Raw genomic sequence first — 2,402 nt, 5'->3', positions numbered from 1 at the left:
AACAGCAATTAGGTGAGCAACGTTTTGATATTTTAATCGTTGACCCAGAAACGCCAGCACAAGCAATTTATAGTATTGCAAAAAATCGGGTATTCGTTTATGAGTGATAGGCAAATCGATAGCTTGCGGTTTATGCGTTTGCTGAATATCGTCTATAAAGAAGGAGGGTATTTAATACAAACCGACCAGCGCTTGTTTAAATCTGTTATTGATGCTGGCTGGGTGAGCGGCCTGGAAAATAATCAGAATGCAGCGGAACAGCTGGACGCTTTTTCTGCTAGATCAGGCGCGCCATGCTACCTCACAACATTCTGGGACTCCTGTCACCAACATTCATTCGCCTACGCAGCGAATGGGAGATGCCCTGGTCGCCCTGCGTCCGTCTCAACTACGCACAAAACCCTGCTCCGTTAAGACTACCTCAAATGGCTGGACGGCTATTCGGAATGCAATTCTTGCCTCCCTCGCGCGCTACTAGCGCACTTCGGATCAGCGAATTGCCCTGTCGCCTACCAGGGACTAAAAATCATCACTCCGCTTAGGCTCCGTTTCCCTGATTTTAAGCGAGAGCTGGATAAACACCTAAAGTTATTAACCAAGCAACGTGATAAGGCGCGTGACTTACTCAATATCGAACAGTTTGATGAAATCGACTGGCAAGCACTAAGCCTAAAGATTGAGCAACTATTAGCGGAGAAACGCGAGATTGAACAGAACTCGGATATTTTACAGCAGTTACAAAAGCAGCTGGAAGAGAGTATCCAGCGCCTTATTGCGCAGGAAGAAAAAATAACCGCGCTAAGTAAAGACAGCGGTAAGTTAGAGGCGCAAATTGATAATGACAAAAACCTGCTGCAAGTCAGTGAGATAACTGTTAAGCAAACGGAACTAAGCGAACGCGAATTTAGCTTTCCAAAACTGACCGAGTTACAGCCTAACGCGCTGCCTGATATTACCATCAGCATAGCCAATAGCGATGATAACCGTAGCGTGATGCGCAAATGGATCCAGATTCAACTGAATAATGAAAATACAAAAATTCAACGCGTGGCCGAGCGTATTATTACGCAAATGCAACAATATAAAGACAAGTACAAGCTGGAAACCCGTGACTTAGATGTGGCCTTACAATCGGCCTTTGAGTTTGGGGAAATGCTGGATAAATTAGAGCAAGAAGATTTGCCGCGCCATGAAAAACGCTTTCATCAAATGCTCAAAGAAGGCACGATTCAGAAAATCGCCATGTTTCAGGCGAACCTTGATAAAGAGCGCCAGGAAATAGAAGACAAACTAACTAAAATTAACCTGTCCCTGAATGCCATTGATTACAATACCGGCACTTATATCACGCTGATTTCAGAGCGTAGTAAAGATATGGACATCAGAAGCTTTCAGCAGGATTTAAGAGCCTGTTTAGCAGATACCCTAGGCGGTGAGGATGACTTATATGATGAGAGTAAATTCTATCAGGTAAAAAAACTAATCGACCGCTTTAATGGGCGCGAGGGGCAAACTGATAGCGATAAAAAATGGACACGTAAAGTGACTGATGTTAGAAACTGGTTTTTATTTTCTGCCTCAGAGCGCTGGCGCGAAGATAATCAGGAAAAAGAATATTACTCCGATTCGGCGGGTAAATCAGGCGGTCAAAAAGAAAAGCTGGCTTATACCATTTTAGCCTCGGCACTCGCCTATCAATTTGGCCTAGAGTGGGGCGAGACGCGCTCAAAAAGCTTCCGCTTTGTGATGATTGATGAAGCCTTTGGCCGTGGCTCGGATGATTCGGCGCGTTATGGGCTGGAATTATTTAGTAAACTGAATTTACAATTATTAATTGTCACCCCACTGCAGAAAATCCATGTCATTGAAAATTATGTAAAAAGTGTCAATCTTGTGCATAATGAAGAGGGCAAAAATTCGATGTTAAGGAATTTGACGATTGAAGAGTATCATCGGGAGAAGGAGGCACGATGATTGTGCTAGCCGTGTTCCTTAGCAAGGATGGGGAGTAGGCTTTAGCCTACATGAGCATAATTTGTGTAGGCTAAAGCCTACTCCCCAAAATTAGACGACTAATTCAACGCGGAACAAGCTTTGTGTAGGGTATGCATCGCATATCTATAGGCTTTCAGGTAAATAATTTCCATACATTCTGGGCAGTCAGAAATGCTCGGAAGCGGGATCTTTAGTCCCGTATGCTACCCAGAGCGTGAGCACAAGCTTTGGCGGGAATCTATGTGCTTATCCTCCTTAACAAGCTAGTTAACAATTCATATGTCCAGTAAGCTGATTATAAGCCCCAAACTATTAAAACAACGCGCTTTACGTATCTGGGAGCGGGGGGAGATACATCGCAATGGCATTAGCTTAAGCCATTACCCCCTTCGGTTAAGAGCCCGCAC

At 44.3% G+C, this 2,402-nt stretch carries 2 protein-coding genes; both read left to right on the top strand.

The genetic code is table 11. From position 1 onward, the window contains the following. Positions 1 to 99 precede the first annotated feature (99 nt). On the top strand, positions 100 to 414 hold the full coding sequence (locus CDZ78_RS15005) for a hypothetical protein (RefSeq protein WP_087870735.1): 315 nt from the start codon (positions 100 to 102) through the stop codon (positions 412 to 414). 579 nt (positions 415 to 993) lie between these two features. Next, on the top strand, positions 994 to 1,974 hold the full coding sequence (locus CDZ78_RS15000) for an SbcC/MukB-like Walker B domain-containing protein (protein WP_087870734.1): 981 nt from the start codon (positions 994 to 996) through the stop codon (positions 1,972 to 1,974). Positions 1,975 to 2,402 lie beyond the last annotated feature (428 nt).

The organism is Bathymodiolus platifrons methanotrophic gill symbiont, from assembly GCF_002189065.1.
GTDB lineage: Bacteria > Pseudomonadota > Gammaproteobacteria > Methylococcales > Methylomonadaceae > Methyloprofundus.
The sequence above is the reverse complement of the archived record's forward strand: the minus strand, read 5'-3'. Positions and strand labels throughout refer to the sequence as shown.